We start from the raw sequence: 25,017 nt of genomic DNA, 5'->3' as shown, positions 1-25,017 counted from the left end.
CGGCTACTGATCACGCTGGGTTGAGCTGGGAAAACGGGGGTGCAGGTCAGGGCGGGTCGGTTGACCGTGAGTCCCCGTGAGTGACCGCGGTTTCCCGTCTGTTCTGGCACGGATCTGGCACGCGGTCAGAATCGGGTGGGGTTCGAGCGCCCGTAAAGAACTACCCCAAGGCCGATCACTGCGGATGTACCGAACACGGGAGATCGGGATCAAGGCCATTCGATGCGGATGACGTACACCTCACGTTGTTCGTCGAGCACGATGTAGGTGGCGAGGCCGCGCTCGCCGAAGGTATGGGTGAGCATGTTCGCCTTCGGATTGGCCGGGTTGTACGGTTGCCCGCTCCACGGCGCGACCTCCAACAGGGCGAACAATTCCGCGAGCGGATGCAGGGCTCCGTCGGGAAGCGCGGCGATCTGCTCCTCGGCGATCGGGTCGAGCAGGACGTGGTACACCTACAGCTCGACCCCGCGCTCCGTCAGGACCTTACGCCATGGCTTCCCTCGGAGGGCCTGCTTGCCTGCGGTGATCTGCTCGGCCTTGGCGTGCATCTGGCGGCGTCCTTCGGGATCTTTCGCCGAGTCGCAGGCGGAGATCCACCAGCGATGGACGAAGGCGTTCAGCACGCTGAGATCCAGGCTGACCCGGACCTCGTCGAGCACGGCTTTGAGGCCGGAGTCGAAGGCTTCACGGTCTTGCGGTGTGACCAGCGCGGTACGGATTGCGCGCAGGTTCTTCTCTGGAGTGGATGGGATGGCGGGGAAGTCCTGTGGCTGCGCGGTCATACGGGCGGCTCCTCTCGCTGTCTCTGAGCTTACAGAGGAACGGTGGAAGGGCTCCCGACTTCAGCGTACCGACGGCGGGCCTTGGGAAAGCGGTCGGCAGCTCCTCAAATGAACAAGGCCCAGGTTGGGGATGTCTCCCTGACCTGGGCCTTAACGATTGGAGCGGGTGACGGGAATCGAACCCGCGCTGTCAGCTTGGGAAGCTGATGTTCTGCCATTGAACTACACCCGCAGCGGTGAACCGCGTCCCCCACTGTAGCGGAAAATCACACGGCGCTGGACCCTCCGGGGCACTGAGTTTCCCGGCGCTCTCCGGTGCGGCGCGCGTTGGTAGGTTGCCTCACGTGCTGCTTTCCGATCGTGACATTCGAGCCGAGATCGAGTCCGGACGGGTCAAGATCGACCCGTTTGACCCGGAGATGATCCAACCGTCCAGTGTCGATGTGCGCCTCGACCGTTACTTCAGGGTCTTCGAGAACCACCGTTACCCGCACATCGATCCGGCGATCGAGCAGTCGGATCTCACGCGGCTGGTCGAGCCCGAGGGGGACGAGCCGTTCATCCTGCATCCCGGTGAGTTCGTGCTCGCCAGCACATACGAGGTCATCGGTCTGCCCGACGACATCGCCTCGCGGCTCGAGGGCAAGAGCTCCCTCGGCAGGCTCGGCCTGCTCACGCACTCCACGGCCGGCTTCATCGACCCGGGGTTCAGCGGGCATGTGACGCTGGAGCTCTCCAACGTCGCGACGTTGCCGATCAAGCTCTGGCCCGGGATGAAGATCGGCCAGCTGTGCATGTTCCGGCTCAGTTCGCCGGCTGAGCATCCTTACGGGTCGAAGGTGTACGGCTCCCGCTACCAGGGGCAGCGGGGTCCGACGCCGAGCCGCTCGTACCTGAACTTCCACCGCACCCGCATCTGAGGGGGCTCGCGCCGGAGGCGGATGCCTGCCTCGGGGGTGCCGCGCCTCCGCATGTGATCATTTGTGGTCACAAAGCGGATAAATTCGGATAAAGCGGGCGGCGGAAAGATGTTGTCAAGCCCTCCCGCCGAGGGTGTTACCAGGCATACGCAGGGTAGCCAGAAGTCGAAGAGTAGGCGTCTACCGGGTGAAGTTCGCATTTCCGCTGGTAACCCTTACTCTTCTCTGCGGACCATCCCCGCACATCTGGAGAACGACGTGCGCCTGCGTCTCACACCAAGTGAGGACAGCTACTACGACTTGTTCGCCGACTCGGCGAACAACCTCGTCACAGCGTCCCGTCTGCTGGTCGAGATCATTAGTGAAGGTTCGGACAGGGAAGCCCTGGCCGAAAAGATGCGAGCGTGTGAGCACGCGGGTGACGAGCGCACCCACGCGATCATGAACCGCCTCAACGAGAGCTTCATCACACCCTTCGACCGCGAGGACATCTACCGCCTCGCGGCCAACCTCGACGACGTGATGGACTGCATGGAGGCCGCCGCCGACCTCATCGTCCTCTACCAGATCGAGCACCTCCCCAAGGAGGTCGTCCGGCAGGTCGAGGTCCTGGAGCGCGCCGCCGAGCTGACCGCCGAGGCCATGCCGCGGCTGCGTTCCATGAAGAACCTCAACGAGTACTGGATCGAGGTCAACCGCCTGGAGAACCAGGCCGACCAGGTCTACCGGCGGTTGCTGGCCCGGCTCTTCGGCGGTGAGTACGACGCGCTCACCGTGCTGAAGATGAAGGAAGTCATCGACCAGCTGGAGGAGGCCGCGGACGCGTTCGAGCACGTGGCCAACACGATCGAGTCGATCGCGGTCAAGGAAAGCTAAGTGGATCTCTCGCTCGCCCTCGTCATCGGCGTGGTGGTCGTGGCGTTGGTGTTCGACTACACCAACGGCTTCCACGACGCCGCGAACGCGATCGCGACCTCGGTCTCGACCCGCGCGCTGACCCCGAGGGCCGCCCTGTTCATGGCCGCGGCGATGAACTTCCTGGGCGCCCACTTGGGCACCCAGGTGGCCCAGACCGTCGGCAAGGGCATCATCGACGCCCCCAAGGGCTCCCACGGGCTCGTGATCGTGTGCGCCGGTCTGATCGGCGCGATCACGTGGAACCTCATCACCTGGTACTTCGGGCTTCCCTCCTCCAGCAGCCACGCGCTGATCGGCGGACTGATCGGATCCGCGCTCGCCTCGGCCAGCGTCATCCACTGGGGCGGCGTGCTGGAGAAGGTCGTCATCCCGATGATCATCTCTCCGCTGGTCGGCTTCACCCTGGCCGGATCCGTGATGATCGCGATTCTGTGGATCTTCCGCCGGTCCAACCCGGGCAAGGCCAACCGCGGCTTCCGCTTCGCCCAGACGGTCTCGGCGGCGGCCATGGCCCTCGGTCACGGCCTGCAGGACGCGCAGAAGACCATGGGCGTCATCTTCCTGGCGCTCGTGGTCGGCGGTCACGTCCAGGAGAAGGACCCCATCCCCCAGTGGGTCATCCTGGCCGCCGCCGCGGCGATCTCGCTGGGCACCTACGCGGGCGGCTGGCGCATCATGCGGACGCTCGGCCGGCGCATCATCGCGCTGGACCCGCCGCAGGGCTTCGCGGCGGAGACCGCGGCCTCGACCGTCCTGTACGGCGCGGCCATCGGGTTCGGAGCCCCCATCTCCACCACCCACACCATCACCAGCGCGATCATGGGCGTGGGCGCCACCAAGCGCCTGTCGGCCGTGCGCTGGGGCGTCGCGGGCAACATCGTGACCGCCTGGATCCTCACGATCCCGGCTGCCGCGCTCGTCGCCGCGCTGTCCTACTACGCGCTGCACTGGATGGTCGAGTAGACGGCCGAACGGTCGCCGACGGGGAGAGCCCCGGCCGGCGGGCGGCTCCCGGGATCTCCTGATCTCGCGGGCCGTCCGTCCCGGCCGGGGCTCTTCGCCGTACGGCCCGGAACTGGTTCCCATCACGTTCCGTAATCGAGAAGCCACCTTTATCGTGACTCCTCCTCGTGGCACCATCAGACGATGGACGGCGACGGATATCGCGATCGAACCGAGGCCGCGAGAGCACGGAGCGAGGCCGCGAGAGCGCGGGCGGAGACCGCGGGGAAGCGGGCGGAGACCGCGGGGAAGCGGGCGGAGGCGGCGAGGAAGCGGGCGGAGGAGACCGCCAGGATGCAGAGGGCGCTGGCCGCGTGGAGGGCGCGCCCCGAGAGGGGCATCCGGCCGTCCAGGCGGAACGAGGGGGGCGCCCGGGAGGCGTCGGCTCACGTGCCGCAGGTCGAGTCCCGTGATCGGGAAGCCTGCGCCGATCCGGAGGGCGGCAGGGTCTTCGCATGACGGCCGGGAGACTGTTCCGGTCGCGCCCCCTCTCCGGAGGGACACGCCCGGATCGCGTCCCTTGCCCGGAGGGGCACGGACAGACCGTGCCCCGTCTCCGGAGGGACACGCCCGGACGATGTGCGCTCGGCGGGTGCCGGGGAGGGAGAAGCCCGGTGATCAGCCCTTCTGGAACATCACGTCGGTGTTCCACCGGGTGAACCCCAGCCTCTCGTAGAGGCGGACCGCCGCGGCGTTGCTCTCGTCCACGTACAGCATCACCTGCGCCAGGCCGCGTGAGCGCAGGTGGGACAGGCCCGCCAGGGTCAGCGACCGGCCCAGCCCGCCACCCTGCTCGGCGGGGTCCACGCCGACCACGTACACCTCGCCGATCGGCCCGTGCGCGTGGTCGCCCGCGCCGTGCACCTTGGTCCAGTGGAAGCCGACCAGCCGGTCCCCGCGCACCGCCAGGAAGAAGCCGTCCGGGTCGAACCAGGACTCCTGCTCGCGCCGCTTCAGGTCCTCCAGCGTCCAGGCGCCCTGCTCGGGATGGGTGGCGAAGGCGCGGGCGTTCAGCGCCACCCACGCCTCCCCGTCGGTCTCCGGGACGAAGGTGCGCAGCCGTACCCCGTCGGGGAGCCCGTACTCGTCGAGCGGCACTTCCAGCGGGCGCCGCATCTGCCACAGCGACCGCACCTTCGCCAGCCCCGCCGACGCCGCGAGCGCCTCGGCGCCGGGGTGCCCGCCGTGGGCCCAGAGCCGCAGCCTGCCCCCGGTCCGCTCCAGTACGGCCTCCAGCAGGCGGCGCCCGTACCCCCGCCGCCGGTGGGCGGGGTGGACGACCAGCTCCCCGCTCGGTCCCTCGGCCGGGTCCGTGGGGTCCACGTGCGCGTACCCGGCGAGCTCGTCGCCGGCGTAGAGGAGTACGGCGCCCGCGCGCTCGTCGCCCCCGTACCGCAGGTGCAGCATCACATGTTCGTTGAGGGGGCGGACCCCGTCGGCCTCCGTCGCGGCCTCGACCACCCCGAGGACGGCGGCGACCTCCGCCTGGTCGAGGCGTCCCCGGTGTTCCACACGCACGTTCATGCTCTGGACTCTAGGCGGGCGGCGGTCCGGGGAGATCGCCGGGACGCCGGAGTCGCCGGGGGCGCCGGCGCGGACCGGTGATCGTTGTGAGTGTCGTGAGCGCCGCCGGACGGATCGAAACGATCTTGATCGTCCGGGTGTTGGCAAGAAACGCCATCTCAGAGCAGGGCGAATCGTTACCTTGCAGACATTCTTTGCATAGATAACGGCTCTAATGTCGTGATTCATGATGTCCCGTTCCTTCCAGCGGTTGGCCCTGGCCGGCGTCCTCGCCTCGGCCGGGCTCGTGATCGCGACCGGGCCGGCCGAGGCGGGGAACAAGCCCGCCAAGACGGTCCCGGTCCGCCTGCTCTCCCTCAACGACTTCCACGGCCACCTGGAGCCGCCGACCGGCTCCTCGGGCCGCATGGTCGACGAGCACGGCGCCACGGTCGAGGCCGGCGGCGCGGCCTACGTCGCCACCCACCTCAAGCAGCTGTCCGACAAGAACACCCTGAAGGTCGCCCAGGGCGACCTGATCGGCGGCACCCCGCTGGTCTCGGCGGCCTTCCACGACGAGCCGTCGGTCGAGTTCCTCGGCAAGATCGGCGTCACCACCTCCGCCGTGGGCAACCACGAGTTCGACGAGGGCTACGCCGAGCTCAAGCGCATCATGTACGGCGGCTGCCACCCGGTGGACGGCTGCTCGCCCGCCGGTGAGTGGAAGGGCGCCAAGTACGACTACATCGGCGCCAACGTGCTCCTCAAGCGGAAGAGCGCCACCGCCGAGAAGGAGGCCCTGGCCGCCCTCGGCGGGAAGGCGAACCCGAACTCGCTGCGCGCGCTGCTGAAGGACTACGGCATCCCCGCCCTGCCCCCGGTCTCCATCCGCTGGATGAACGGCGTTCCGGTCGGCTTCATCGGCCTGGTCACCCAGACCACCCCGAACATCGTCACCGCCGAGGGCATCAAGGACCTGGAGTTCATCGACGAGGTCAAGGCCGCCAACGTCGCCTCCAGGCTGCTCAAGCTGGTCGGCGTCAAGGCCCAGGTCGTGCTGGTGCACGAGGGCGACCAGGTCACCCCGAACCAGTCGCCCGACGCCTGCAGCGCCGTGCCCGGCGCGGGCAACCGCATCGCCACCCAGGTGGACGCCGAGATCGACATGATCCTCAGCGGCCACTCGCACCAGGCCTACCTGTGCACCGTGACCGACCCCAAGGGCAACCAGCGCCTCTACAGCCAGGGCGGCTCGTTCGGCCGGGTGATCACCCAGGTCGACTTCCAGGTGGACGCCCGGACCCGCGACGTCGTGCGCTCCTCGGTGGTCGCCGACAACCACGTCGTGACCCGGACCGTCACCCCCGACCCGGAGATCTCCACGTTCGTCCAGACCTGGAAGGACCGCGTCTCCTCGGTCGCCAACAAGCCGATCGGCAAGATCACGGCCGACATCGTCAACACGGCCGTCGCCTCCGGCGAGTCCCCGCTCGGCAACCTCATCGCCGACGGCCAGCTCGCCGCGACCAAGACCGGCGGCAACGCCCAGATCGCGCTGATGAACCCGGGCGGCGTGCGGGCCAGCCTCAACTACGCCGGCTCGCCCGCGGGCGAGGGCGACGGCGTGGTGACGTACGGCGAGGCCTTCACGGTCCAGCCGTTCAACAACCTCGTGCAGGTCGTCACGGTCACCGGCGCGCAGCTCAAGACCATCCTGGAGGAGCAGTTCCCCGGCGGGCCCAACAAGCAGGCCTTCACCAAGATCCTGCAGCCGTCGTCGAACTTCACCTACGCCTACAGCGCCGGCGCGGCGTGGGGCTCGAAGATCTCCGACATGAAGATCGACGGCGTTCCCGTGACGGACACCCAGACCATCCGGGTCGCCGCCAACAACTTCCTCGTCGGCGGCGGCGACGCCTTCGACACCTTCGAGCTGAGCACGGAGCTGTGGAGCGGCCCGCTCGACATCGACGCCTTCGCCGCCTACTTCGCGGCCAACCCGCTGATCGCGCCGCCGGTTCCCGACCACATCACGGTCAAGCCGTAGCGGTGGTGACCGCGGTCACGCGGGCACGGCAGTGCGGGAACGAGCCGTGACCGCGCGGGAATGACGGGAGGGCCCGCCGAATTCGTCCGGCGGGCCCTCTCGGCGTTCCACGGCGGAACGCCCGGCGGGCCGGGAAGAGGCGGCGGCGGGCAGACGCCCGGCGGGGTCGGGAGGGTCAGCGGCGGGCGGGCTCGCGGTCGGACGCCCGGCGGGGTCGGGAGGGTCAGCGGCGGGCGGGCTCGCGGTCGTCGGAGGGCTCGTTCCCGCGCTCGGGCACGAAGCGGTAACCGACGTTGCGGACCGTTCCGATCAGCGATTCGTACTCGGCGCCGAGCTTGGCGCGGAGCCGCCGGACGTGGACGTCCACGGTCCGGGTGCCGCCGAAGTAGTCGTAGCCCCAGACCTCCTGGAGGAGCTGCGCCCGGGTGAACACCCGTCCGGGGTGCTGCGCCAGGTATTTGAGGAGCTCGAACTCCTTGAAGGTCAGGTCGAGCGCGCGGCCGCGGAGCCGCGCGGTGTAGGTCGCCTCGTCGATGGAGAGGTCGCCGCTGCGGATCTCGTCGGGGGTCTCGTCGGCGGTCGTCAGGTTCAGCCGGCCCACGGCCAGCCGGAGCCGGGCCTCGACCTCGGCCGGGCCCGCGCTGTCGAGGATGACGTCGTCCGCGCCCCACTCGGCGGTCATCGCGGCCAGGCCGCCCTCGGTGACGATCACCAGGAGGGGGCAGTCGAGGCCGGTCGTCCGCAGCAGGCGGCACAGCCCCTTGGCCTGGACGAGCTCGCGGCGCGCGTCGACGAGGACGGCGTCGGCGGGTGGAGCGTCGATCAGCGCCGACGCCTCGGCCGGGGCGACGCGGACCGAGTGGAGCAGCAGCCCCAGAGCCGGGAGCACCTCGGCCGAGGGCTCCAGGGCATTGGTGAGAAGCAGGAGGTTGCTCACGGGCACTCCTTCGCCGGGCTCTCCCCCAGACCGTCGCGTGCGGCGGCCCGTTTCCCTCGGTGCGTCACGGACCTCCTTTGCGCGTCATGCCGGCGGCAGCCGTACAAAAAACACGTAAGGACCCGGGGGCTACGTCGCCCAGGTCCCTAGGCGAGGATATCCGACGAAGAAGGGACGTCCACTGATCGTCCACCTGGTGAACAGTTGATATGCGGTTAATTCCACGTAACCGTAACCTCACAATGGATGCTTTCTAGGAGTTGGATGCCACATGGCGACGGGAACGATCCGCTACTGGGCGGCGGCGAAGGACGCGGCGGGGACGGCGGAGGAGCCTTTCGAGGCCGCGACCCTGGCGGAATTGGTGACCAAGGTCACCGCGGGCCGCGACGAGCTGGGGCGGGTGGCCGCCCGTTCGTCCTTCCTGGTGGACGGCGATCCGGTGGGCAGGAGGGCGCATGACGCGGTCGTGCTCCCGGAGGGGGCGACGGTGGAGGTCCTCCCGCCGTTCGCGGGAGGATGACGCCTGCGTTTCGGACAAGATTGCCGGGGGACGTGCTCCGGTGGCACCCTGTCCTGAACCCGGGATCTCCGGCCCCACCCGGGCGGGAACAGGGCTGAGAACGAACGACGAGGAGTCGGATGCGCAAGCTGCTCGCCTTTCTGATCCTGCTGCTCGTCCTCGTCGCCGTCCTGGACCGGGTCGCGGTCGCCGGGGTGGAGAAGGAGATCGCCACCCAGGCCACCGCCCGCTACGACCTGGCCGCCCCGCCCAAGGTGACCATCGAGGGGATCCCGTTCCTGACCCAGGCGGTCGCCGGGCGCTATGACGAGGTCAAGGTCGACATGGGCGCGATGACCCTCGCCGGCATCCGCATGTCCGACGTGAACGCCACGCTGTACGGGGTGACCGCGCCCCTGTCGGATCTGGTGCTCCGCGCCGACCAGGTGGACATCCGCGCCGAGCGGGTCGTGGGCTCGGTGGTGGTCCCCGAGGAGGTGCTGAACCAGAGGGCGCCCCAGGGAATCGAGATCCAGGTCAGCGACGCGGGTCTCGACGTCAACGGGGAGATCACCTTCCTGGGGCAGAAGGTGCCGGTGAAGGCCAGGATGAAGATCGACCTGACCGAGAACGGCGTCCGGTTCACGCCCGAGAAGGTCACGCTCGGCGGCGGCATCACGGTGCCGGACCCCGAGCGGTTCATCACCTACCGCATCCCGCTCGGGAAGCTGCCGTTCAATCTCAAGGTGACCGGGGTGGAGCCCGGCGCCGAGGGGCTGCGCATCACGGCCGAGGCGGCGGACGTCCCGCTGCGGGGGTGAGCGGGTCCGGTCATGCCCGAAGCCGATCCGGTCACGCCTGAACCGAACCGCCCCGCCGTACGTCGTGAGGATGTGAGTCACGCCGGAACCGCCGATGAGCAGCTCGTCAGGGCTCTCTTCGACGAACACGGCGGGCCACTGTACGGCTACGCCCTGAGACTGACGGGCGATTCGGGGAGAGCGGAGGACGTCGTGCAGGAGACGCTGCTGCGGGCCTGGCGGCATCCCGACGCGCTCGGCGGCGGCTCGATCCGCGCGTGGCTGTTCACCGTGGCCCGCAACCTCGTCTTCGACCAGCACCGGGCGCGCAAGTCGCGGCCCCAGGAGACGGGAGACGAGGCGCTCGCCGTCGTGCCCGCCGACGACGAGCTGGAACGGGCCGTGGAGTCGTGGGCGGTCGCCGAGGCGCTCGCCGCGCTCAGGCCGGAGCACCGCGAGGTGCTCGTCGAGGTCTACTACCAGGGGAAGTCGGTGAAGGAGGCGGCGGAGACGCTCGGCATCCCTCCGGGAACGGTGAAATCACGTACGTACTACGCGCTCCGGGCGCTGAAGCTGGCGCTGGAGGAGCGGGGGCTGGCGCCATGAACATGACCTGTGACGAAGCCCGGATCTCACTCGGGGTGTACGTCCTCGGGGCGCTGGATCCGGAGGAGCGGGCGCCGGTGGAGGCGCACCTCGAAGGGTGTGCGGACTGCCGCGCGGAGCTGGCGGAGCTGGGCGGGGTGGCCGGCTTCCTGGGCCGGGTCTCGGAGGACGACATCGCCCAGGCGGCCAGTCCGCCGCGGGCGGTTCTCGATCGGCTGCTGAACGCCCGGGCGCGGCGGCGCAAGCTGGCCCGGGTGATGCTCTCGCTGGCGGCCTCGGCCGTGGTGATCGGGCTCGGCGGCGCCTACTGGGCGACGACCGCCGGGATCGGGGACGATGCGGTGACGACGGCGCAGTCCGCCCCGGAGGCGGCGACCGACAGCCGCGCGGCCGCGCCCTTCTCCGAGGACGCGGGCAGCGGCGCGGGCAGCGCGGAGGCGAAGGCCGCCCCCAGCCGGTCTCCCCAGGACGCGGCACGCGACAGCAGGCTCGCGCCGGAGGGCACGCCGACTCCCGACGTCGTGATGGGCGACCAGGGCGACACGCTGGCGGCGAAGGGGGCCAAGGGGAGGGTCCGCGCCACGGTGACCGCGCGGCCGGACGAGAAGGCGACCACGGTCAAGATCATGATTTCCGGGGTCGCCACGGGCACCCGTTTCCGGCTGGACGTGGTCGCCGCCGACGGGAGCCGTCAGACGGCCGGGAACTGGATCGTCGACGAGGCGGCCTACGACGAGTCGGGCGGCTTCTCCGGCTCCACCACGATCCCGCCGGGCGGCATCGACCGGTTCGAGGTCCTCACCTCCGGCGGGCGTCTGCTGCTCACGGTCCCCGCCCACGGCGGCTGACCGGAGCGGGAGGGGGCGGGCCGGTCATCCGCCGGAGAGGACGGCGCCCCCGGTCCGGGTCCGCCGGGCCGGCCGATCGCTCCTGGGCCGGAGCGGCGGGAATGGGCCGGCGGCGCCGGGCGTTGTGGTGCTCGATGGCTGGAGTGACAGGGCTGGCCGTGCTGGCCGCGACGCTCGCCGTGGCCACGCTCGTGGGCGTGGTCGTACGGCGCCGCGACGGCGTGCCCCGCGAGGTGAAGGACGGCGGCGTGGAGCGGCTGACGGCGGACGACCTGGGCGCGGAGCTGGGCGAGCGGGCCACGCTGGTGCAGTTCTCCACGGCGTTCTGCCAGCCCTGCCGGGCGACCCGCCGGATCCTCGCCGAGGTGGCGGAGCTGGTGCCCGGCGTCGCGCACGTGGAGATCGACGCGGAGTCCCGGCTGGAGCTGGTCCGCTCCCTGAACATCCTGCGCACCCCGACCGTGCTCGTCCTCGGCCCGTCCGGCCGCGTCGTGAAGCGCGCCTCGGGCCAGCCCCGCAAGGCCGATGTCATCGCCGCTCTCGGGCAGGCCGTCGAGGGCTGAGCAGTCGAGGGCTGGGCGGCCGGGGGCTGACCAGCTGAGGGCTGAGCAGCGGATCCTCGCGTGCCGGGCGGGCACTTTACCGCCTCCCGGGCATTTTCGTCTCACGAACTGGACATGGATGTGACAGATACCGGAACGCCGGGGTAATGTCATCGGCATGCACCCCACGACAGAGCTGCTCACCAAGCGGCGCGCGGTCGACTTCTGCCGCGTCGCCACCGCGCTCTGTCGCGTCTCCTAAGGGCGATCTCAAGCGGCCCCGAGCCGCACCGATCTGCACAACCCTTCAGGAGCATCGAGCGATGCAAGCCGATCCCCGGGCCCTACGCTTCGCCGCGGCCGTCACCACGGCAGTCCTCGCGCTCGTCCTCGTCACGGGCAGCGGGTGGCTGCTGGCGGCTCAGGCCGCGGTGTTCGCACTGGGAGCCCTCGGCGCCTCGCCGTACGGGATGATCTTCAAAGGGATAGTGAAAAGCCCTCCCCGGGAGTCGGAGGACGCCCGGCCGCCGCGCTTCGCGCAGCTGGTCGGTCTCATCTTCGCCCTGGTGGGTACGGTCGGATACGCAACACAGACAACGCCACTGGCCCTTGGCGCCACTGCGGCGGCCCTGTTCGCCGCCTTTCTCAACGCCGCGTTCGGCTTGTGCCTCGGCTGCGAGATGTACCTGATCATTCGCCGGATACTGCCCGCCGCAAGATAACCCCGGAGGAATCCCATGAGCCGCTCCGCCGCCCTGGTGGACGCCGACTGGGTCGAGGCCAACCTCGACACCCCTGGTGTCGTTCTCGTCGAGGTCGACGAGGACACCAGCGCCTACGACAAGGGCCACATCCGTGGCGCCGTGAAGATCGACTGGAGGAAGGACCTCCAGGACCCGGTCCGCCGCGACTTCGTGGACCGCGAGGGCTTCTCGGCCCTGCTGTCGGCCCGGGGCATCTCCAACGACGACACCGTGGTGCTCTACGGGGGCAACAACAACTGGTTCGCCGCCTACGCCTACTGGTACTTCAAGCTCTACGGCCACGACAACGTCAAGCTCCTCGACGGCGGCCGCAAGAAGTGGGAGCTCGACTCCCGCGAGCTGGTCACCGAGGTCGCCGAGCGCCCGGCCACCACCTACACCGCCGCGGACCAGGACCTGTCCATCCGCGCCTTCCGCGACGACGTCGTGTCCGCGATCGGCAAGCTCAACCTGGTCGACGTGCGCTCGCCCGACGAGTTCACCGGCAAGCTGCTCGCCCCGGCCCACCTCCCGCAGGAGCAGGCCCAGCGCGGCGGCCACGTGCCCACCGCCCGCAACATCCCGTGGTCCAAGGCTGCCAACGACGACGGCACCTTCAAGTCCAACGACGAGCTGCAGGCGCTCTACGCCGGCGAGGGCGTCGACTTCGGCAAGGACACCATCGCCTACTGCCGCATCGGCGAGCGCTCGGCGCACAGCTGGTTCGTGCTGCACGAGCTGCTCGAGCAGCCCAACGTCAAGAACTACGACGGTTCGTGGACCGAGTACGGCTCGCTCGTGGGCGTGCCGATCGAGCTGGGGGAGGCCCGCTGATGACTGTTGCCCAGGGGTGCGCAGCACCTGAGCAGACCGTTGCCCTGCCCGCCGGGATCGACCTGTCGACCCAGGCCGTCATCCAGGGCGTCGTGTCCGGCGCGGGCCGGGCCTACGCCCGCCTGCTGGACCACTCCGGTGAGTTCACCGGCGAGGTCGTCGTCTCCGACGAGGGCGTCTTCCGCTTCTTCGCCGCCCCCGGTGACTGGACCGTCCGCATCATCGCGGGCGGCGGCGTCACCAAGGACATCCCGGCCCAGGCCCGCCTGGGTGAGGTCACCGAGCTGTCCGTGACCCTCTGACCGGGTCTCCCGGCTGACGGAAACCGGCATCCCTCCTTCCGGAGGGGTGCCGGTTTCCGCGTCCGCCCGCCTTTTTCTGTGTGCGGCAGCCTTTCCCTGCGTCCGCCCGCCTTTCCCCGTGTGCGGCAGCCGTGTCCGTCGTGTGCGGTCGCCCGCCCGTCTGTGTGCGCCCGCCCGCCCCTCATGGGCGCTTCTCGTGTACGGCCGCCGCCTCGATCGCTACGATTCGTCGGGTGTCCGGAACGTCTGTTGTGCCCCCACCCGCGCCTCCGTCCCCGGCTCCCGCCGCCCGGCCCCTCTCGGCGTGGTCGCTGCCCGGGCACACGCTCAGGATCCTCGGTTCCTGCCTGCTCTCGCTGGTGCTCTGGTTCGCGGCCGGGCAGGCGGTCCGCTCGGCGCTGATGTGGGCGGCCACGGAGGTCGCCCACGGCGATCACCGGCAGGTGCGCTTCGGCGTCGTGATGTTCCTGTTCACCCTGATCGTGCTGACCAAGCTCGTGGTCACGGTGGGCATGCTCCACTCGGTGCGCGGCTCGCTGCGGGAGATCCGGGCGCGCCGGGCCGGGGACGAGGCGGACGAGAGCCTGTTCGGCGCGCTCGACCGGTCCACCCTGGTCTTCGCCACGATCTACATCGCCTGGAGCTTCTACGCCGAGGACGCCAGGGAACTGATCGCCCTCGACGCCATGAAACGGATCGACCAGGACTTCGCGGGATCCTTCGCCGGGATCAAGGGAGAGGGCGGCGACCTGCTCATCGGGCTGGAGGTGTGGCTCTCGGCGGTGGTCGCCGTGATCGCGTACCTGCTCAAGATGTTGTTCGCGTGGTGGCACACCAACGGCAAGGGGAAGGCGAGCGGCATCCTCACCGCCTTCTTCGAGCTGGCCTTCGCCTTCTACGGCATCAACGCGATATTCGAGCTCGTCTCGGCGCGGTCGGAGTGGCTGGACGGACGGGTCGCGACGGCCACGGTCAAGGGCTGGCTGGAGCATGCCGACAAGACGATCCCCGGTTGGAAGGCGTTCTGGGAGACCGTCGCGGACGTGTGGCCGTTCATCGTGGACGCGCTGGTCGAGCCGTTGACCTGGCTGACGGTCGCCGCGCTCGTCTACGGGGCCTTCGCCCAGGACACGCGCGCGGTCGTACGGGGAACCCGGCTGGACACCGTGGCCGACCGGATGGACCGTACGCACGCGCTCACCCGGACGACCGTGACCAGGTCGACGACCGGTTTCCAGGAGCGCTGGATTCCGCCCGCGAACGCCTTCCGGCTCGTCACCCGCGGCGGAGCGGCGCTGTTCGGCATGTTCTGCCTGTGCTACGTGGTGATCCACGTCGGGACGGAGTACGCCGACCGGGCGGCGCGGGCGCTGGTCGGAAACGACTCCCCCTTCTTCTGGCTCGTGTTCGGCAGCCCCCTGGACTTCGTGCGGGAACTGCTCGCGGGGATGCTGACGGTGTGCCTGCTGGCGGCCACCTTCGACATCGCCGCCACCCGGAGCCGGGAGGCGGGCCGAGCCCTCGGCGCGTGAGGCGGCGGGCGCTCAGCGCCTGAACACCAGCACCTGGTCCTGCGGTTCGGGCTTCTCCGTGGCGGCGCTCTTGAACAGCTCCTCGACGCTCTGCTCCTCCAGCGACAGCCGGGCAGGGTTGGGGATGACGTGGACCTGGACCCGGTCGGCGACGTCCTCGGGGACCACGCTGATCAGGTCGTAACGGTAGGGGGTGCCGACCTTGTGCTCCTTGAGGTCCAAGGGGAGGTCGTTGCTGTCGAACAGCGCCTGCCAGGAGCGGCCGTCGGGGTGCCTGACCTCGACCTCGGGCTGGGCGCTGCGGACCACGCCCTCCATGTTCAGGGAGGTCCTGATCACCCTGATCTTCAGCCACTGCCGCCCGGGCTTGGCGGGTCCCGCACCCGGCAGGCTGTCGGCCTGCTCGACCTCGACCTGCCAGGCCACGTTCATGAGTGTGCCGGTGCCTCCGGCGGCGACGGGGTGGAACCGGTAGTCGGGGTTGCCGGTCCGGTAGAGGCGGTAGTCGTCCCAGGTGGGGATTCCGACGGCCAGCGCCACGGCCAGGACCGCCCCGATCGCCCGCAACACGGTACGGCGGCGGCGCGGGGGCCGAGGGGAGCCGTCGGCCTCGGAGACCGGCTCCCGCCCGGCTCCGGAGGTGTCCTCCGGCTCCCGCCGGGTGCCGGGCTCGTCCTCCTGCGGCCCTCGGGCGCCGAGGTCGTCGGCCCGTACTCGTCCGGCGCCGAGGTCGTCGGCTCGTACTCGTCCGGCGCCGAGGTCGTCTTCTCGCGCCGGTCCCGCGCCGAGACCGTCCTGCCTGCCCTGCGCGGCGGCGAAGGCGTGCCGGGGGAGCGGAGAGGCCGGGATGGCGGGGAAGGGCTGGGTGGCGGTTCCCGGCGAATCATCGGAGGGCTCCTGGGGAGGCGGCCAGACCTGCTGATCGGAGAAGGCCTGCCGGCGGGGCGGCCACGAACCCCCGGGCCGGTGGCCGGGGCTCACGGGACGCTGGGGCCGCGGGGCGCGCGGCGCCTGGCCGGGCGCGGGCGGCCCGGCGGCTTCCGGGGGCGGCGGCCAGGAACCGGCGGTGGGCCAGGGCGCGCCCCGGGGCGGCTCCTGGAGATCCTCAGGCTCTCGGGGCGCGGCGAACTGCTGCTGGGGCGCGAACTGCTGCCGGGGCCGCCGGCGGGGGAGGGGCGAAGGGGCGCCGACCTGTTCGCGGGGCGGGAAGCCGCCCTGCTCGCGCCGCGGAGGGCCGTCCTGCGGGGTGGGAGAGCCGTCCTGCGGGGCGGGAGGGGCGTCCTGGCGGGGGGCGAACCAGTCGCGGGGGGTCTCCTCCGGGGGCGGGGCGCCGGTCACTTCCTGCCCCCCAGCGGGTAGACGTCCTCGGCCTGGGAGATCAGGCTCTGCGTACCCGCGTCGTCCAGACCGAGGTCGATCTCCACCTCCGGCAGGTACGTCTCGCCGATGAGCCCCTGCTTCGGCCCCAGCACGATCCGGGAGCCGGTCAGGGCCGCGACCGGGACCTCGAAGACCGCCACGCTCTCCGACCACCAGCCCGGCTGGATGTAGGGCTCGGTGATGGTCAGCGAGGACTTCACCTTGTCGGTGGCCGTGTAGCGCTTGCCGTCCCCGGCCAGGAGCACCGGGGGCCCGAACCGCTGCGGCTCCCGGTGGGCGGTCGCCCCCACCTCGACGACCACGAAGATCCCCGGAGTGGTCGCCTTCTCCACCTTGTCCGCGGCGTCCGTGGTCTGGATGCTCTTGGCGCCGTGCACCCCGGTGACCCGCGCGCTGAACCGGGAGGCGACGACCTCGTCCCCTCTCCGCCCGGTCCAGGTCAGGTTGCCGACGAGATCCTCCTGCTCCAGCGCGGCGGCCTGGACGGCCACCGCGGCGGCGGCCAGGGCGATTCCGGCGATCACCGCGCCCGCCCGACGCAGCCGGCCCGGGGGCCGGGTGGCGGGGCGGGGGGCGGTCGTCCCGGGGCGGCCGGGGGTCACTGTGCTGGGGGTCACGGTGCTCATCGGCGGACTCCCTCGCGCCGGAGGAGAGGCGCGGAGAGGAACGCGCGAAGGGATGTCGGGAGGGGTACGGAACGCATCAACCGGCCTCGCCTCGCTGGACGGGCAGGGTGACCTTCGCCTCGACCTTGGGCGGTGCTCCCTTCGCGTCGCTCTCGGACTCCAGGATCAGGCCGAGGTCGGCGCCCGTGACGCTGTCGGGGTCGGGATCGAAGACCCCGACGTCGAACGTGACGTTCTCCGGCGCCTGCTGTCCCTGCGCCAGCTCGTACCGGAACACGACGGCGGAGGTCATCCCCGGGTGGAGCTGCTGGCTCGGGACCCCTTCGTCGATGATCATGGAGATCGGGCCGAACTCGTTCGTGATCTCCGGGGTCATCTTCAGCAGGGACTTGCCGTAGAGGAGACCCTGTTTGCCTCCCTGGCCCGGAGAACCCACCCCTTCGGTCCGGTCGCCCTTGTTGGTGACCTCGAGCTCGACTTCCAGGAACCGTTTTCCCTCGCCGCCGTACTCGTCGGGCTGGAACACCGTCCGCGACGCCACGAACTTCGTGAGGAAGAGCTTCTGGTCGACGGCGGCGCCGGGACCGAGCTGTTTCGGAGGCTCCTTCGGCGCTTCCGCGAACCCGCCGAGGGCGGCGGTGATTCCCAGTCCGGTGGCGATCGCCAGAATGGCGAGGGGTACCGCGACCGGGCGTCGCCGACGGGTACCGCCACCGGGGGGAGACGTCATGACAAAGGATGGTAGTAGCTGATCCCATCCACGCCAGACCCATTGATCCCATAAGTCAGGGTAAACGCGGGGAAAATACAGTGGATTGCCATGAAGGCCGCCCCAACCGAGGACAGAACTTTTACGCTGTCACGGAGGCGGACGAGAGCCCGACGGCGGAGGTTCCGTGACGGACGTGCATCCCGAGCATGCGCAGCTCCAGGCGGACCGGATTTACCTGGGCTGGCAATATGCCCTGCTCTCTCCCGACCCGGGGCCGGCTCCCCGGCGCCCGTCCCCCGCGGAGAACCCCGCCCCCGAGATCGACCCCGAGTGGGTGCGCCGCGAGCGGCTCAACGAGGACCTGCTGAACCGCCCGGTGAAGGTGGTGCGGGGATTCATGATCGGTCTGGCCCTGCTCGTCCTGGGGCTGGCCGTCATCGGGCCGCTGGACTGGTCGTTCGCCGTCGCCGGGCTGGTCGTCGCGCTCGGCATCGCCGGGTTCTGCAGCTACGCGATCTACCAGGGGAACCGCGCGGTCCGCTACCGGATCCGGGAGCACCAGGCGGCCGGGGAGAAGCTGCGCAGGGATCGCGACCGCGAGCTCCACCGCGCCCAGGAGGAACACGCCGCCCGCTACCGGGAGTGGACGGAGCGCAGGGAGCGCTACGACCGCCAGACCACCTGGTACGCCGTGGCCGTACCGGACGAGATCGACCGCATCGACGTGGCCGGCGGCACGCTGCCCGGATGGTCGGCGCTGATCACCCTGCTCGGCGCGACCCGGCTCTACAGCGGCGGCCACCTGACCGTGCTCGACCTGTCCGAGGGCGCCGTCGCCAAGGACCTGATCGAGCTGGCCCGCCGGGGCGGCGACGAGCCGCTGGTCTGGGTGCTCCCGGTGGACCTGCCCCGGCTCGACCTCGGCGCGACCCTGGCGCCGGAGGCCTTCGCCGACGTGCTCGCCCACGTGGTCAGCGTCAGCGAGGAGCACCGCACCACCAGGGACCTGTCGTTCGACAACGCGATCCTGGAGCGGGTCCTGGAGGTCCTCGGCGAGAACGCCACGATCAACCAGGTGACCGCCGCGCTGCGGGCCCTGGCCCAGGTCGGCGACCCCCGCGACGACCTGCGCTACGGCCTGATCACCGCGACCCAGCTGGAGCGGATCGGCACGCTGTTCGGCCGGGGCGTCAGCGACCGGGTGGTGATCGAGCGGGCCTGGGCGCTGGAGTCGCAGCTGCGCAAGCTGGAGACGCTCGGCTCGGAGGCCGTACGGCTCCCGCCCGCCCGCCTGCGGGTGGTCTCCATGGACCGCCAGGCCGGCGTGTTCGGCAACCGGGTCCTCGGCACCTACGTGGCCACCGCGCTCACCCACATCCTGCGCCAGTCGCCCGCCGCCGAGCGGCCGTGGTACCACACGATCATCGTCGCCGGGGCGGACAAGCTCCGCGGCGACGTGCTCGACCGGCTGATGGACGCCTGCGAGACCTCCAGGACCGGGCTGGTGCTGACCTACCGCTCGCTCACCCCGACCGTGCGCGAGCGGCTCGGGCGGGGGCACGCCGCGGTGGCGTTCATGCGGCTGGGCAACGCCGAGGACGCCCGGGTGGCCAGCGAGCACGTGGGCACCGAGCACCGGCTGGAGCTCGCCCAGCTCACCGAGACGATCAGCGCCGCCGGGGCCGGGCTCGACGGGGGCTACGTCTCCACGGTCGGCCGGGCGGGAGACGACGAGGACGGCCGCGGCGTGGGCCACGCGGACCTGCGCGAGGACATCACCGAGTCCACCGAGTGGGGCCGCAGGGCGAGCAAGGCGCTGGGAGAGACCGAGCGCGTCCTGCATCGTTCCAGGGAGTTCCTGGTCGAGCCGCACCAGCTCCAGCAGCTCCCGACCACCTCGGTGATCGTCACCGACGCCACCGCGAACGGCCGGCGGGTGCGGCTCGCCGACGCCAACCCCGCGATCCTCACCTTCCCCCGCACGACGCTGGGGGAGTTCGACGAGATCCGGGCCGCGACGACGGGGAACGCCGTCGAGCCGGGGGAGGGGGAGGCGCGCGAGCCGGTCCCCTTCGAAGCCGCCCCGCCCGACCTCACCCCGCCCAACTTCGCCCCGCCCAACCTCGGACCGCCGCCGCCCCGGCTCGACTGGCGCAAGCGCTGATGACCGGTGCGGGCGCCGGGAGGCCCCGCGGGACGCCGTACGAAGATCCCGCAGAATGCCCGGCGGACATCCTATGGACAGAATGTGGACGGGGTAATGACTCGGTCAACGGGGAGGCGGCGCAGGCAGTGAGGCCCGACCGTAGGTGAAGCGTCAACCTTCCGGCCCGGAGCCGGGTCACCCTGGTGGAGAGCGAATGCAGCAGAGCGTGCCCCGTCTTCCGCACAGCCTGACCGGCCCCTGGTACCGGATTCAGTCGATCACGGCGCCGTCGCGCAGCTCGTCGGCCGAGTGGGACTTCGTCACCGTTCTGCCCGCCGTCCTGTCCGCGGCCCAGCGCGGCCGTCCCTTCGTGATCGGCTGGCTCTCCCGGGGATCCGGCGCCCCGCTGGAACTGATCACCAACGCCGGGCCGCTCACCCCGCCCCGCTCGCCCCGCCGGGCCGCGGCCGCCGAGGGCGAACCGGTCCCCGCCGGTCCCGAGCCGCTGCTGTTCCCCGGCGGCGCCCGGGGGACGCGGATCGGCGACGAATGGCTCAGCGACCTGTCCGACCTCGCCTGGACCACCTGCCCGGGACGGCAGGCGCCGCCGCTGAGCGGCCGCCGCGAGCCGGACCCCGACGAGGTGCGGCGGCCCACCCTGTTCGAGTCCACGCTGGTCACGCTCATGTCCCGGCCGTTCGCGTGGCTGGTGGTGGCCGAGCCGACCGACCTGCTGGACGCCGAGATCGCGCACCTGCGGACCCAGCTCAACGTGCTGCGGCAGTACGGCGACGCCTCCGAGCGCTCCCGCTACGACGCCGAGCGGGCCGAGCGGCGCATGCAGGAGCTCGACGCCTTCCGCGAGGCCGGGCTCTGGAACGTGCGGGTGCTGGCCGGGGCCGCCGGGCCGGAGGAGCTGCGGCAGATCGCCCCGGTGCTGGTCGGCTCCGTCGAGATGAGCCACCACCCCTACCGCCTGCGCAGCGCGCTGTCCGCCCCGGCGCTCACCTTCGAGGAGGTGCTCGCCACCGCCCTGCAGGACCCCGCCGACGGCACCGCCACCCCCTTCGCCGCCACCGCGGGGGCGCTGGCCGCGCTGGCCGGGCTGCCCCGCCGCGAGGTTCCCGGCGTCCGGGTGCTCGACGCCGGCTTCTTCGACGTGACCAGCGAGGCCGACGCGCCCCTCGGGGAGCCGGTGCTCGACCTCGGCGCGATCGTGGACGGCCAGGACCGCGCGGTCGGGTCGTTCACGGTCCCCCTGGCGACCCTGAACCGGCACGCGTTCGTCACCGGCGCCACCGGCTCCGGCAAGTCGCAGACCGTGCGCCACCTGCTGGAGCAGCTCACCGGGGCGGGCATCCCGTGGCTGGCCATCGAGCCGGCCAAGTCCGAGTACGCCGCGATGGGCGGCCGGGTCCAGCACCTCGCCCCGGTGACCGTGATCAATCCCTCGGCCCCCGACAACGTGCCGTTCAGCGTCAACCCGCTCGCCCCCGAGCCCGGTTACCCGGTCCAGGCCCACATCGACATGGTCCGGGCGCTGTTCATGGCGGCCTTCGACGCCGAGGAGCCGTTCCCGCAGATCATGTCGCTCGCGCTGCAGCGGGTGTACGAGACCAACGGCTGGGACGTGGTCACCGGCGGCGCGGCCCCGGGGGCGGCGGTGCGGCCGGCCGTGCCGACCCTGGAGCAGCTCCAGCACCACGCGATGGAAGTGATCAAGGAGATCGGCTACGGCCGGGAGGTCCAGGCCGACGTCGAGGGCTTCATCTCGCTGCGGCTGCGCTCGCTCCGAGTCGGCTCGGCCGGGCGGTTCTTCGAGGGCGGCCACCCCGCCGACATCGGCGACCTGCTCCAGCGCAACGTGGTCCTGGCCATCGAGGACGTGGCCAACGACGAGGACAAGGCGTTCCTGATGGGCACGCTGATCATCCGGATCGTGGAGCACCTGCGGATGCGGGCCAGGTCCGCCAAGACCTCCGGGCTCCGGCACGTGATCGTGATCGAGGAGGCGCACCGGCTCCTGCGCGACCGGGGCGCGGGCCGGGCCAGCACGCACGCCGTCGAGCTGCTGGCCGGGATGCTCGCCGAGATCCGCGCGTACGGCGAGGGCATCGTGGTGGCCGAGCAGATCCCCACCAAGCTGGTCTCCGACGTGGTGAAGAACACCGCGCTGAAGGTCGTGCACCGGCTCCCGGCCGAGGACGACCGCCATCTGGTCGGCGCCGCGATGAACCTGAGCGAGGAGCAGTCCCGGCAGGTCGTCTCCCTCCAGCCCGGGACGGCCGCCGTCTTCGCCGACGGGATGGACCGCCCGCTCCGCATCCAGGTGCCGCTGGGCGAGGACCGCGAGCACGCGCTCCCCGGGCAGACCCCGCCGATCTGCGGGCGCCGCTCGGCGGCGTGCGGCCACGAGTGCCGGAGCGGCCGGGCGTGCACGCTGGTCGAGCTCCGCGAGGCCGACCTGCTCGCCGAGTCCCCCGAGTGGGCCTGGCTGCGCATCTGGACCGACACGCTGGCGCTGGCGTTCTGCGTCAACCGCCCGCTGCCGGGCGCGCCCCGGGCGCTGACGGACCTGTGGGCGGAGCTGCCCGCGCGGCGGCGCGAGTGCCTGCTGGCCACCGCCGTGGAGCGCGCCGTCGGCCGCCGCGCCTGGGCGCTGCGGACCGTGGCCGACCCCGCCGGGCTCACCGAGCAGCTCGCCCTGGCGGCGACCCGGATCCTGGGCCCGGAGCGCAGGCCCGGCGAGCGGCCCGGACCCTCCTGGGTGATCCCGCAGGTCCGATGGTTGCACGAGGTGGACCGGCTCTTCCCGTACGGGCACCCCGCCCCCGACCCGCACGCCCCCGCGCCCGCCATGGACTACCCGCTGTTCGACCACCCGGCGACCGGCGCCGAACTGCTCGGGCACCGCGCCAGGGCGCTGCGCCACCACCCCCTGTCCATGGAGGTGGACCGGAACCGGGCCCTGGCCTGGCGGGTCCTGCTGGGCGACGACGAGCACGCGGGCGTGGAGCGGGACGTCATGACGGTCACGGTCGGGATCGACCCGGCCGAGCGGCTGCGGCACGTGGCCCAGACGATGGGGGCGGGATGGCTGGAGGACGTGCTGTCGTGGCCGCACCGGTTCGTCCTGCCGTTCGACGCCGAGTCGCCGGAGACCGTGGAGCTGACGTTCACCGAGTGACCGGGGACGGACCGAGGGCGGACCGGGGACGCCGTACGGCGGCGCGGCCGGGATCAGCGCGTTAGTCAGTAGTATCGGCGCATGAGTCAGCTACCGCTGCGGGCGCAGCTCGCCAGTGCGCTGGGCCGGACGGCCGCGACGTTGTCCCGGGCGACCGGGCGCGGCGACGGGTCGGTGATCGGCGGCCGGGTCGGCCTGGCCCTGGAGCCGGACCTGCTCCGCAAGCTCGCGCAGGATCGCAGGCTCGCGCTGGTGAGCGCGACCAACGGCAAGACCACCACCACCCGGCTGATCACCTCCGCGCTCCAGGAGCTCGGCGACGTCGCCACCAACGCCTTCGGCGCCAACATGCCCGCCGGCCACGTGTCGGCGCTCTCTTCGGCCAAGGACGCGCCGTACGGCGTGCTGGAGGTCGACGAGAAGTACCTCCCCGAGGTGATCGACACCACCGGCGCGGGCGTCGTGGTCCTGATGAACCTCAGCCGCGACCAGATGGACCGGGCGGCCGAGATCTGGCTGCTGGCCCAGAAGTGGCGCCGCGCGCTGGCGGGCCGGAACACCCACGTGATCGCCAACGCGGACGACCCGCTGGTGACCTGGGGCGCGTCCACTGCCCCCTCGGTGACCTGGGTCTCCGCCGGGCAGCCGTGGAAGGAAGACTCCTGGTGCTGCCCCGAGTGCGGCGGCCCGCTCGACCGCAAGGGGCTGGACTACGTCCCGCCCGGCGGCCACGTCTCCGGAGTCGTCGGCCCGGCCACCCAGGACGAGAACGACTGGGCCTGCCGCGAGTGCTCCTTCCGCCGCCCGCAGCCGTCCTGGATCCTCGACGGCGAGACGGCGATCGACCCGCGCGGGCGGCGCTGGCCGCTCGACATCCAGCTGCCCGGCCGGGCCAACCGGGCCAACGCGGTGATCGCGCTGGCCACCGCGGAGGCGTTCGGCCTGCCGGTCGAGCGGGCGCTGCCCCGCCTGCGCGAGGTCACGTCGGTCGCCGGCCGCTACACGACGGTGGAGCGCGAGGGCCGCCACGCCCGCCTGCTGCTGGCCAAGAACCCGGCGGGCTGGCTGGAGGCGTTCGACGTGCTCGACCCCACGCTGCCGGTGATCCTCTCGGTGAACGCCCAGGGCCCCGACGGCCGCGACACCTCCTGGTTGTGGGACGTCGACTACCGGGTGCTGCGGGGCAGGCCGGTCTACGTGACCGGGGAGCGCAAGTTCGACCTGGCGCTCCGCCTCGAGGTGGCGGACGTGCCGTTCCAGCTGATGGGCTCCTTCGCGCAGGCGCTGGCCGCCCAGCCGCCGGGCAAGGTCGACGTGATCGCCAACTACACCGCCTTCCAGCAGATTCGATCGGAGTTCGGTCGTGCCGTCTGACAGCGTCCTGCGTCTCGTCTGGATCTACCCGGACCTGCTGAGCACCTACGGGGACCAGGGCAACGTCCTGGTCCTGGAGCAGCGTGCCCGGCGCCGGGGCATCCCGGTCGAGACCGTGCACGTGCGCTCGGCCGACCCGGTGCCCGAGAGCGGTGACATCTACCTGATCGGCGGCGGTGAGGACCGGCCGCAGATCCTCGCCGCCCAGCGGCTCCGCCGCGACGGCGGGCTGCACCGGGCCATCGCCCGGGGCGCCGCGATGCTGGCCGTCTGCGCGGGCTACCAGATCATGGGCAGCGTGTTCGGCGGCGAGGAGGGGCAGCCGGTGGACGGCATCGGGCTGCTCGACATCGCCAGCGGGCGCGGCGCCGGGCGCGCCGTCGGCGAGCTGGTCGCCGAGACCGACCCGGCGCTCGGCGTGCCGACCCTGACCGGCTTCGAGAACCACATGGGCGTCACCCGGCTCGGTCCGGGCGTGCGCCCGCTGTCCCGCACGGTCGTCGGCACCGGCAACGGCGACGGCACCGAGGGCTGCTACGCGGGGAAGGTCGTCGGCACCTATCTGCACGGCCCGGCCCTGGCCCGCAACCCCGGCCTGGCCGACCTGCTGCTGACCTGGGCGACGGGCGCCCAGCCGGCCCCGATCGACGACGTCTGGTTCGAACGGCTCCGCCAGGAGCGCCTCGCCGCGACCCTGCCCCGCGCCTGACGGTCACACCGCCGCCCGGTCCGCCGCCGGCGGGTGCGGCGGCGAGAGGGCAGGCCGGGGCC

Annotated in this window: 26 protein-coding genes and 1 tRNA gene; 18 read left to right on the top strand and 9 right to left on the bottom strand. The window is 71.4% G+C overall.

Going from position 1 to position 25,017, the window contains the following annotated elements:
* Positions 1-209 precede the first annotated feature (209 nt).
* From Plo01_RS12330 to Plo01_RS12320, 3 genes are all read right to left on the bottom strand, one after another.
* Positions 210-455, bottom strand: coding sequence for a hypothetical protein (locus Plo01_RS12330; RefSeq protein ID WP_203890672.1), 246 nt, complete (start codon positions 453-455; stop codon positions 210-212).
* Positions 456-785, bottom strand: coding sequence for a DUF6247 family protein (locus Plo01_RS12325; protein WP_203890671.1), 330 nt, complete (start codon positions 783-785; stop codon positions 456-458).
* A 158-nt stretch (positions 786-943) separates the two neighbouring features.
* Positions 944-1,017 (bottom strand) — tRNA-Gly (locus Plo01_RS12320).
* A 112-nt stretch (positions 1,018-1,129) separates the two neighbouring features.
* Here Plo01_RS12320 and dcd point away from each other — a divergent pair.
* The 3 genes from dcd (at position 1,130) to Plo01_RS12305 (ending at position 3,586) form a co-directional block, all read left to right on the top strand.
* Positions 1,130-1,705 carry a dCTP deaminase gene (dcd, locus tag Plo01_RS12315; protein WP_203890670.1) on the top strand — a complete coding sequence of 192 codons (576 nt, stop codon included), beginning with the start codon at positions 1,130-1,132 and terminating at the stop codon, positions 1,703-1,705.
* A gap of 258 nt (positions 1,706-1,963) precedes the next feature.
* Positions 1,964-2,581 carry a DUF47 domain-containing protein gene (locus Plo01_RS12310; protein ID WP_068920980.1) on the top strand — a complete coding sequence of 206 codons (618 nt, stop codon included), beginning with the start codon at positions 1,964-1,966 and terminating at the stop codon, positions 2,579-2,581.
* Entirely contained in the window at positions 2,582-3,586 is a 1,005-nt protein-coding gene (locus Plo01_RS12305) for an inorganic phosphate transporter (protein ID WP_203890669.1), read from the top strand. It abuts the gene before it with no gap.
* 176 nt (positions 3,587-3,762) lie between these two features.
* Here the strand turns inward: Plo01_RS12305 and Plo01_RS12300 are convergent, their stop codons facing one another.
* Together Plo01_RS12300 and mshD are read right to left on the bottom strand one after the other, a co-directional pair.
* Positions 3,763-3,966, bottom strand: coding sequence for a hypothetical protein (locus Plo01_RS12300; protein WP_203890668.1), 204 nt, complete (start codon positions 3,964-3,966; stop codon positions 3,763-3,765).
* Between the two features lie 277 nt (positions 3,967-4,243).
* Positions 4,244-5,149, bottom strand: coding sequence for a mycothiol synthase (gene mshD, locus Plo01_RS12295; RefSeq protein ID WP_203890667.1), 906 nt, complete (start codon positions 5,147-5,149; stop codon positions 4,244-4,246).
* Positions 5,150-5,375: 226 nt separating this feature from the next.
* On the opposite strand from mshD, the gene Plo01_RS12290 reads away from it, so the two are divergent.
* Complete coding sequence (locus Plo01_RS12290) at positions 5,376-7,175, top strand: bifunctional metallophosphatase/5'-nucleotidase (protein WP_203890666.1); 1,800 nt, start codon at positions 5,376-5,378, stop codon at positions 7,173-7,175.
* A gap of 223 nt (positions 7,176-7,398) precedes the next feature.
* Here the strand turns inward: Plo01_RS12290 and Plo01_RS12285 are convergent, their stop codons facing one another.
* Positions 7,399-8,112, bottom strand: a complete 714-nt coding sequence (locus Plo01_RS12285; protein WP_203890665.1) for a response regulator transcription factor — start codon at positions 8,110-8,112, stop codon at positions 7,399-7,401.
* 271 nt (positions 8,113-8,383) lie between these two features.
* Between Plo01_RS12285 and Plo01_RS12280 the strand changes: the two genes are divergently transcribed.
* The 10 genes from Plo01_RS12280 to Plo01_RS12240 all read left to right on the top strand — a co-directional run bounded on the left by Plo01_RS12280 (position 8,384) and on the right by Plo01_RS12240 (position 14,821).
* Positions 8,384-8,635: a MoaD/ThiS family protein gene (locus tag Plo01_RS12280; RefSeq protein ID WP_203890664.1), complete on the top strand. Its 252-nt coding sequence runs from the start codon at positions 8,384-8,386 to the stop codon at positions 8,633-8,635.
* Between the two features lie 119 nt (positions 8,636-8,754).
* Positions 8,755-9,435, top strand: a complete 681-nt coding sequence (locus tag Plo01_RS12275; protein WP_203890663.1) for an LmeA family phospholipid-binding protein — start codon at positions 8,755-8,757, stop codon at positions 9,433-9,435.
* Between the two features lie 72 nt (positions 9,436-9,507).
* Positions 9,508-10,020 (top strand): sigma-70 family RNA polymerase sigma factor, encoded by a 513-nt coding sequence (locus Plo01_RS12270; RefSeq protein ID WP_275415377.1) that lies wholly within the window; start codon positions 9,508-9,510, stop codon positions 10,018-10,020.
* A complete protein-coding gene (locus tag Plo01_RS12265; RefSeq protein ID WP_203890661.1) occupies positions 10,017-10,868 on the top strand; it encodes a zf-HC2 domain-containing protein in 852 nt (283 codons plus the stop codon). Before Plo01_RS12270 ends, Plo01_RS12265 begins: the two co-directional genes overlap by 4 nt.
* A 134-nt stretch (positions 10,869-11,002) precedes the next feature.
* Positions 11,003-11,431: a TlpA family protein disulfide reductase gene (locus Plo01_RS12260; RefSeq protein ID WP_203890660.1), complete on the top strand. Its 429-nt coding sequence runs from the start codon at positions 11,003-11,005 to the stop codon at positions 11,429-11,431.
* A gap of 157 nt (positions 11,432-11,588) precedes the next feature.
* Entirely contained in the window at positions 11,589-11,672 is an 84-nt protein-coding gene (locus Plo01_RS41290) for a putative leader peptide (RefSeq protein WP_373871681.1), read from the top strand.
* A 61-nt stretch (positions 11,673-11,733) separates the two neighbouring features.
* Positions 11,734-12,132: a DUF4395 domain-containing protein gene (locus tag Plo01_RS12255; RefSeq protein ID WP_203890659.1), complete on the top strand. Its 399-nt coding sequence runs from the start codon at positions 11,734-11,736 to the stop codon at positions 12,130-12,132.
* Positions 12,133-12,147: 15 nt separating this feature from the next.
* The gene (locus Plo01_RS12250) at positions 12,148-12,987 is read left to right on the top strand and encodes a sulfurtransferase (RefSeq protein ID WP_203890658.1); all 840 of its coding nucleotides are present in this window, start codon (positions 12,148-12,150) and stop codon (positions 12,985-12,987) included.
* Positions 12,987-13,289, top strand: a complete 303-nt coding sequence (locus Plo01_RS12245) for a DUF1416 domain-containing protein (protein ID WP_203890657.1) — start codon at positions 12,987-12,989, stop codon at positions 13,287-13,289. Before Plo01_RS12250 ends, Plo01_RS12245 begins: the two co-directional genes overlap by 1 nt.
* A 233-nt stretch (positions 13,290-13,522) precedes the next feature.
* Positions 13,523-14,821, top strand: coding sequence for a hypothetical protein (locus Plo01_RS12240; protein WP_203890656.1), 1,299 nt, complete (start codon positions 13,523-13,525; stop codon positions 14,819-14,821).
* A 12-nt stretch (positions 14,822-14,833) separates the two neighbouring features.
* Here the strand turns inward: Plo01_RS12240 and Plo01_RS12235 are convergent, their stop codons facing one another.
* The 3 genes from Plo01_RS12235 to Plo01_RS12225 all read right to left on the bottom strand — a co-directional run bounded on the left by Plo01_RS12235 (position 14,834) and on the right by Plo01_RS12225 (position 17,557).
* Positions 14,834-16,159 carry a hypothetical protein gene (locus Plo01_RS12235; RefSeq protein ID WP_203890655.1) on the bottom strand — a complete coding sequence of 442 codons (1,326 nt, stop codon included), beginning with the start codon at positions 16,157-16,159 and terminating at the stop codon, positions 14,834-14,836.
* Positions 16,156-16,827, bottom strand: a complete 672-nt coding sequence (locus tag Plo01_RS12230) for a hypothetical protein (RefSeq protein ID WP_203890654.1) — start codon at positions 16,825-16,827, stop codon at positions 16,156-16,158. Before Plo01_RS12230 ends, Plo01_RS12235 begins: the two co-directional genes overlap by 4 nt.
* A 76-nt stretch (positions 16,828-16,903) precedes the next feature.
* Positions 16,904-17,557, bottom strand: a complete 654-nt coding sequence (locus Plo01_RS12225) for a hypothetical protein (protein ID WP_203890653.1) — start codon at positions 17,555-17,557, stop codon at positions 16,904-16,906.
* 166 nt (positions 17,558-17,723) lie between these two features.
* Between Plo01_RS12225 and Plo01_RS12220 the strand changes: the two genes are divergently transcribed.
* From Plo01_RS12220 to Plo01_RS12205, 4 genes are all read left to right on the top strand, one after another.
* Positions 17,724-19,703: a hypothetical protein gene (locus tag Plo01_RS12220; protein WP_203890652.1), complete on the top strand. Its 1,980-nt coding sequence runs from the start codon at positions 17,724-17,726 to the stop codon at positions 19,701-19,703.
* A gap of 196 nt (positions 19,704-19,899) precedes the next feature.
* Positions 19,900-22,872 (top strand): ATP-binding protein, encoded by a 2,973-nt coding sequence (locus Plo01_RS12215; RefSeq protein ID WP_203890651.1) that lies wholly within the window; start codon positions 19,900-19,902, stop codon positions 22,870-22,872.
* 81 nt (positions 22,873-22,953) lie between these two features.
* Positions 22,954-24,246 carry a MurT ligase domain-containing protein gene (locus Plo01_RS12210; RefSeq protein ID WP_203890650.1) on the top strand — a complete coding sequence of 431 codons (1,293 nt, stop codon included), beginning with the start codon at positions 22,954-22,956 and terminating at the stop codon, positions 24,244-24,246.
* Complete coding sequence (locus tag Plo01_RS12205) at positions 24,236-24,955, top strand: type 1 glutamine amidotransferase (protein WP_203890649.1); 720 nt, start codon at positions 24,236-24,238, stop codon at positions 24,953-24,955. Before Plo01_RS12210 ends, Plo01_RS12205 begins: the two co-directional genes overlap by 11 nt.
* Positions 24,956-25,017 lie beyond the last annotated feature (62 nt).

Origin of the sequence: Planobispora longispora, from assembly GCF_016863135.1 — a bacterium.
Lineage (GTDB): Bacteria > Actinomycetota > Actinomycetes > Streptosporangiales > Streptosporangiaceae > Planobispora > Planobispora longispora.
Note: the sequence above shows the minus strand (reverse complement) of the source record. Positions and strands in the feature narration are given on the sequence as shown.